Raw genomic sequence first — 6,504 nt, 5'->3', positions numbered from 1 at the left:
TGTGGCCTTGGACAGCACCGACAGCGTGTCGGCTCCCATCGCGAACTTCATGATCGTTCCGCACCCTCCCCGGCCCGCGATCGTGACCGCGGACCCACCCGAACAAGCAAAAGCCTGATCAGGGTAACCCACGCCACTGACACTCAGGGTGAGGATCTCCACAGGAAGCGCCGTGACGGCGGCGGCCGGTTCGTCCGGGTGTCACATCGGGATGCCGCGGTTCCACCCGGGCTTCCTGATGAGTCGCCCGTCGTTCCTGCGTGCGCGGCACTCGTCCGCGAACGCGGTGGCCGCGTCGTCGTCCGTGAGGAAGCACTCATACTCGTCGGCGGAGAGCTCGTAGTACTCGATCAGCCCCGGATCACTCGGGTGCGCCGAACTGTTCGAGGAGCGTGGCCGTGTAGTGGCCCGTGACGGCGCGGCTCGCGCGTCGCTCGGCGTCGGTCTCGGGCGGGATCGTCGCGTTGCGGCGGAGCGCGTCCAGCACGTACTCGCACGCGGCGGACTCCGTCGCGAACTCATGGACCGTCGTGAACTCGCCGCGGTCGACGCCGCCGACCGCGAACACGCCGTCGTGCGCCCAGATGACGAGTGACGCCGACTCCGCATCGCCGGCGCCGAGCACCGGAAAGCGCTTGTCGAAGACCGAGGCCGCTCCGAGCTCACGCTTCAGCGTGGCGCAGAGTTCTGGGTAATCCATGGCCGAACCTCCTTGATGTCAGCCACCATAGGTGATGTAGCCCCATCGCCAGGCGAGGGCGTCGACCCCCGTCTCATCGAGGCCGGGCAACGCCTCACGCAGCCGCGCCATGACCGTCGCCTGGGCGTGCTCTCGGGCGACTCCGTCGAGCGTGACCGCGTCCGCGGCGCTCAGCGCCTCCTTCACGAGCGGGAGCAACTGGTCGAAGTGATCGGGCGTGAACGCGAACAGCGCCGTCTCGTCGGCGGTCGGAATCTTGCGGACACCTCGTCCGACATACGCGGCGATCGCCCCGCCCCACAGGGCGAGCACCGTCTCATCGGCGATAGACATACAGCACCCTTCCACATCCAGCTCCTGCGGCCGACAGGGGCTACCAGCCGTGCGCCTCGAGGAACTTGTCGGGCACCCACAGGCGAGCGACCTCGGCGAACGCATCGACGAGGGTCGCGACATCCTCCACGCTCCTGAGCCCCACGACCGGCTGAGGCACTTTCATCCCGATTCGCCGCGACCCGTAGTCGACGCTGAACCCGCCGCGACCGCGATCGTAGAAGTACACGATCGGCAGGTAGTCGAAGACCTGGAACTCGAGCGTCAGCCACGGGGTCGGCTGATCCCGCGACTCCGACACGACGAAGCCCCCGACCGCGTTTCCGAGTCGCGCTCTGAGCGCGTCGATGAGGACCTCCGCGAGACGCGACATCGATCCCGGGAATCGCGGTTCAACCATCGGCATCCATCCTCACCCTCGTTCGGCCCTGCTTCTGAAGGTACGTCCACTCGGCGCACAGTGCGAACAGCGCGCGCGACAGCGCCCTGACAGCGCCGCCCGCCCCGTGACAGCGGCGCGACAGCGCCCGCGGCGCACGCTGGACGCATGACCTCAACCACTCGCACATCCCTCGTCCCCGCGGTGCGCGCCGAGGGCCTCGTCAAGGTCTTCGGCGACAACCGCGCGGTCGACGGCGTCGACCTCACCGTCGAAGCCGGGACCGTCTACGGCGTGCTCGGCCCGAACGGCGCCGGCAAGACCACCACCATCAACATGCTCGCAACCCTGCTGCGCCCCGACGGCGGCCGCGCCGAGATCTTCGGCCACGACGTCGTCCGAGAGCCGCAGGTCGTCCGCCAGCTCATCGGCGTCACCGGCCAGTTCGCGTCGGTCGACGAGACGCTCTCGGCGACCGAGAACCTCATCATCTTCTCGCGGCTGCTCGGCCTGTCGCGCACCGACGCGAAGCTCAAGGCGGCCGACCTGCTCGAGCGTTTCGCGCTGACGGATGCCGCAAAGCGGCCGCTCAAGAAGTTCTCGGGTGGCATGCGCCGGCGCCTCGACCTCGCGGCATCCCTCATCGCACAGCCCCCGCTCATCTTCCTCGACGAGCCGACCACGGGCCTGGACCCCCGCACCCGCGGCCAGATGTGGGACACGATCCGCGAGCTCGTCGCCACGGGCTCGACCGTGCTCCTCACGACCCAGTACCTCGACGAGGCCGACCAGCTGGCCGACCGCATCGCGGTGATCGACCGCGGCCGCGTCGTCGCCGAGGGCACGGCCGACGAGCTCAAGTCGTCGGTGGGCACCTCCAGCCTGCAGCTGCGGATCGCGGATGCCGCCGACACGGCCGACGCGCTGCGCGCGATCGAGCAGGTGCTCGGCGTGCGCGGAACGCTCTCGCCCGAGGCATCCCGCATCACCGCCCCCATGGCCGACGCCGACCGCGTCGCCGACCTGCTCATCACGTTCCGCGAGGCGGGCATCCACCTCACCGAGATGAGCGTGCAGAAGCCGACGCTCGACGAGGTCTTCCTCACCATCACCGGCCACGATGCCGCCGACCAGGCGCCCGACGCGGCATCCGACTCTCAGAAAGAAGAGGTGCCCGCATGACCGCCATCGCCGCCACCCCGATCATCCCGGCGACCGAGCGTCGCCTGAAGAACCACACGTCGATCTCGCAGACGCTGCAGAACACGTTCACGATGGCCTACCGCGGCCTCGTGAAGATCCGCCGCACGCCCGAGCAGCTCATCGACGTCACGGTGCAGCCGATCATCTTCACGCTCATGTTCGCGTACCTGTTCGGCGGCGCCATCGCCGGAGACGTGCAGAGCTACCTGCCGGCGCTGATCCCCGGCATCCTCGTGCAGACCGTCATCACGACCTCGGTCGTCACCGGCACGCAGCTGCGCGAAGACATGGACAAGGGCGTGTTCGACCGCTTCCGGTCGCTGCCGATCGCGCGCATCGCGCCGCTGTCGGGGGCGCTCCTCGCCGACACCCTGCGCTACGCGATCGCCACGACCATCACGTTCGTCGTCGGCTTCATCATGGGCTACCACCCCGCCGGCGGCCTCGGCGCGGTCGTGATCGCGGCGCTGCTCGTGATCGCGTGCTCGTGGGCGATCAGCTGGATCTTCGCGTTCTTCGGCGTCATCGCCCGCACCGCCGCGAGCGTGCAGGGCATCTCGATGCTCGTGCTGTTCCCGCTGACGTTCCTCTCGAACGCGTACGTGCCGGTCGACACGCTGCCGTCGTGGCTCGCGTGGTTCGCGAACGTCAACCCGATCTCGCACCTCGTCACAGCGGTGCGCGACCTTGCGAACAACGGCGTGTTCGGCGTCGACGCCTGGGTGTCGCTCCTCGGCGCCGCGGTGATCGTCGCGATCTTCGCGCCGCTCACCGTGCGCGCCTACATGCGCAAGGCATAGCCCGGCGCCCGTCGAGTGGATGCCTCGGCCGGTCGCCCTCGCGGACGACCGGCCGTCTCGCGCGGCGTGCGCGAGCGCGCCACTTTGCGGCGAACGCTGCGCGAATATGCGCAGCGTTCGCATCGAACTGCAGCGCTCGCGGTGCGGACCTCGACACCACGACCTTTCGCGACGGGTCAGACCTCGTCGAGGAGCGCCGCGAGCTCGTCGAGAGTCGGGGTCGCGGCATCCGTCGCGGCATCCGTCGTGGTGGACTCGGCATCGATCTGTGCGCGCACGCGGCGCAGATACGGGTCGGTCTCGTCGGCGCGGCCGCGCAGCGCCGCCGCCCGCCGCAGCGCCCCGGCGGCGAGCAGGGGGCGGCCGGTCGCCGCGAGCCATCCGGCGATGCTCAGCGCGACGTCGGCCAGGACCGGCTGATCGCCCGAATGCACCGCGGCGGGGATCGCCGCCCGCAGCAGCTCGCGGGCCTCGCCCGGCCGATCCAGCAGGAGCATCGCCTGGGCGCGCTTCGAGTTCGCCATCGCGATCAGCTGCTCGGGGTATCCGGGATCGAAGCTCACGACCACGCGGTCGAGATGCCGCAGCGCCGCCTCGCCGTCGCCCACCGCGATCTCGAACAGTCCCGCGTTCAGCTCGGACTGGCTGATCGCGCGCTGCGACCCGTCGGCGCGCGCGAGCCGGTCGATGTCGGCGATCTCGGCGCGCGCTTCGTCGATGCGGCCGAGTCGCGCGAGCAGTGACACGCTCTGCGACCGCTGCTGCAGGCGGTCGACGACCGATGTGAGCCCCGCGAGCTGCTCGGTCGAGGCCTGCGACACCGCGAGCGCGTCCTCGAGCCGCCCCTCGAGCATGAGCCACTCCGAGCGCATCTGGCTCGCGAACGCGATGCCCCACACGTCGCCGAGGTCGTGGAACATGCTCAGGGCCCGCTCGCTCTCGACCCCGAGCACGTCGTTGTCGCCGTTGTTCTGCGCGATCGCCGATCGCAGCAGGGCGACGAAGGCGTGCGTCCACGCGGGGGCTCCTGCGGGGGCGTCGCCGAGCGTGAACTCGCGCGTCCACATCCCGCCGTCCGCCCGGTCGCGCAGGGCGCCGTCGATCGCGCGCAGCAGCGGGCCGAGCGCCGAGGTGAGCTCGGACGGATGCGCCGTCGCAGCGGCGAGCAGGGTCTCTTTCCGCTCGTCGAACGCCGCGAGGGCGCGGGCCTGCGCCGCGGCAGAGTCGGCGGCGCCGAACCCGCTGAACAGCATCCCCACGCTTGCAACGACCACGGCGGCTTCCGAGTCCAGCCCGTCGCCCGGATCGAATCGCGTGACGCCGGTGACGATGTCTTCGAAGCGCTCGCGCATCATCCAGCCCCACACGCTCGCCCGCACGAGGTCTGTGCCGGTCTGGCGCAGGTCGGCCTGCTCGCCCGACGCGCGCAGCGCCGCCGACAGGTTCTCCTCGTTGGTGTCGAACCACGCGAGACCCTCGCGCACGCGGGGCCCGCGCAGGGTCGCGTCGCGAGCGAGGGCGAGCTCGGCCATCGTGCGCGCCTGAGCCGCGCGGAACCGCGCCTCGTCGCCCTCGGCACGCAGCCGGTCGACGCCGTACTCGCGCACCGTCTCGAGCACGCGGAAGCGCCCGTGGTCGCGTCGCACGAGCGACCGATCGACGAGCGCGTCGAAGGCCGCGGCATCCAGCCCGAACCATCGGCCCGCGATCTGCGCGTCCGCCGCGTCGAGCCCGTCGGGGAAGACTGCCATTGCGCGCAGCGCGTCGCGCTCGGGGCCGCTCAGGGTCTCCCAGCTCCAGTCGATGAGGGCGCGGAGGGTGCGGTGCCGCGGCTCGACCGCGCGGGGTCCTGCGTCCAGCAGCGCGAACCGGTCGTCCAGGCCCGCGGCGACCTCGGCGAGCGTGAGGGTGCGCGTCTTGGCCGCGGCCAGCTCGAGCGCCAGGGGCAGGCCGTCCAGACGCCGCACGATGCTCGCGACGAGCGTCTCGTCGGCATAGTCGGGACCTGACCCGCGCGCCGCGCGCACGCGCCGCGAGAACAGCTCGACCGCATCGGTCTGCGGCAGCGGACCCAGGTCGACGAACGCCTCGCCCGGCACGCCGAGCGGCTCGCGGCTGGTCGCCAGGATGCGCGCGCCCGGCACGGCGCGCAAGAGCTCGAGCGTCACGCGCGCGGCTTCGAGCGCGACGTGCTCGCAGTTGTCGAGCACGAGCAGCAGCTCACGTCCGGCGAGGGCCTCGATCGCGCGATCGCGCGGGGTGGCGGCCTGCACGGGGGCGGTCGAGTCGACACGGATGCTGCGCCCCACCGCGCCCGCGACCGCGGCCCACACCTCGCCATCTGTCGCCGGGGCGAGCTCGACCACGATCGCATCGGCGTGGTGGCGGGCGGTCTCGAGGGCGAGCGTCGTCTTGCCGGCGCCGCCCGGCCCGACGAGGGTCACCAGGCGCGCCTCGCCGAGCTGGAGCGCGATCAGGTCGAGCTCGCGACGTCGCCCGACGAGCGGGGTCAGCGCGGCGGGCACGGCAGAGGCGTGCGTGGCCGAGGCCTCGGAGACCGGCGGCGCCGCGGAGATCGCCGCCCCGGCCCCCGGCGCGGCCGAGCCGCCGCGCGCGAGCCGCTCGGCGTGGGCGCGGTCCTCGAGGAGGTCGCGCGTGAGCCAGTCGAACCCGTCGCCCGCCGTCCACGGGTCGCCCGTCCACAGCGCGAGCGCATCGCGGGCGAGCGCGGCCGCCGAGATGGGGTCGGCGCCTGCGCGGGCTGCGGCGACGAGGTCCTGGAACCGCGTCAGGTCGACGTCTTCGCGCGTGAGCGCGAGCCGATACCCGCCGGGCGCGGCCTCGATCGTGCCCGCGGGGAGCGCCCGCCGCAGGCGCGAGGCGAGCGACTGCAGCGCCGCGCGCGGGTCTTCGGGCGGATCGTCCGGCCACACGTCCTCGGCGAGGGCGCGATAGCCGACCGTGGTCCCGGCGTCGATCGCGAGCCGCAGCAGCAGGGCCTCTTGCCCGCGTCCGCGCACCGGCGCGGGCCGGTCGCCCGCGTCGATCGCGAGCCCCCCGAAGAACCTCAGTCGCACGCCCTCAACCCT

General features: G+C 72.0%; 6 protein-coding genes. 2 read left to right on the top strand and 4 right to left on the bottom strand.

All coding sequences use genetic code 11. The features are described 5' to 3' along the window. Window positions 1-361: 361 nt before the first annotated feature. From AB1K54_RS15530 to AB1K54_RS15520, 3 genes are read right to left on the bottom strand one after another with little or no spacing between them, the layout of a single operon-like run. Window positions 362-700: a hypothetical protein gene (locus tag AB1K54_RS15530; protein ID WP_371203662.1), complete on the bottom strand. Its 339-nt coding sequence runs from the start codon at window positions 698-700 to the stop codon at window positions 362-364. An 18-nt stretch (window positions 701-718) separates the two neighbouring features. Continuing rightward, window positions 719-1,033, bottom strand: a complete 315-nt coding sequence (locus AB1K54_RS15525) for a hypothetical protein (protein WP_371203661.1) — start codon at window positions 1,031-1,033, stop codon at window positions 719-721. 40 nt (window positions 1,034-1,073) lie between these two features. Next, window positions 1,074-1,433 (bottom strand): hypothetical protein, encoded by a 360-nt coding sequence (locus AB1K54_RS15520; RefSeq protein ID WP_371203660.1) that lies wholly within the window; start codon window positions 1,431-1,433, stop codon window positions 1,074-1,076. Between the two features lie 147 nt (window positions 1,434-1,580). Between AB1K54_RS15520 and AB1K54_RS15515 the strand changes: the two genes are divergently transcribed. Then, a complete protein-coding gene (locus tag AB1K54_RS15515; RefSeq protein ID WP_371203659.1) occupies window positions 1,581-2,594 on the top strand; it encodes an ATP-binding cassette domain-containing protein in 1,014 nt (337 codons plus the stop codon). Continuing rightward, complete coding sequence (locus AB1K54_RS15510; RefSeq protein WP_371203658.1) at window positions 2,591-3,415, top strand: ABC transporter permease; 825 nt, start codon at window positions 2,591-2,593, stop codon at window positions 3,413-3,415. The genes AB1K54_RS15515 and AB1K54_RS15510 overlap by 4 nt, the downstream gene beginning before the upstream one ends. Window positions 3,416-3,591: 176 nt before the next feature. Here AB1K54_RS15510 and AB1K54_RS15505 read toward each other — a convergent pair whose 3' ends face one another. After that, the gene (locus AB1K54_RS15505; protein WP_371203657.1) at window positions 3,592-6,492 is read right to left on the bottom strand and encodes an AAA family ATPase; all 2,901 of its coding nucleotides are present in this window, start codon (window positions 6,490-6,492) and stop codon (window positions 3,592-3,594) included. Window positions 6,493-6,504: the final 12 nt, after the last annotated feature.

This window comes from Microbacterium sp. BWT-B31, assembly GCF_041379855.1.
Taxonomy (GTDB): domain Bacteria; phylum Actinomycetota; class Actinomycetes; order Actinomycetales; family Microbacteriaceae; genus Microbacterium.
The sequence above is the reverse complement of the archived record's forward strand: the minus strand, read 5'-3'. Positions and strand labels throughout refer to the sequence as shown.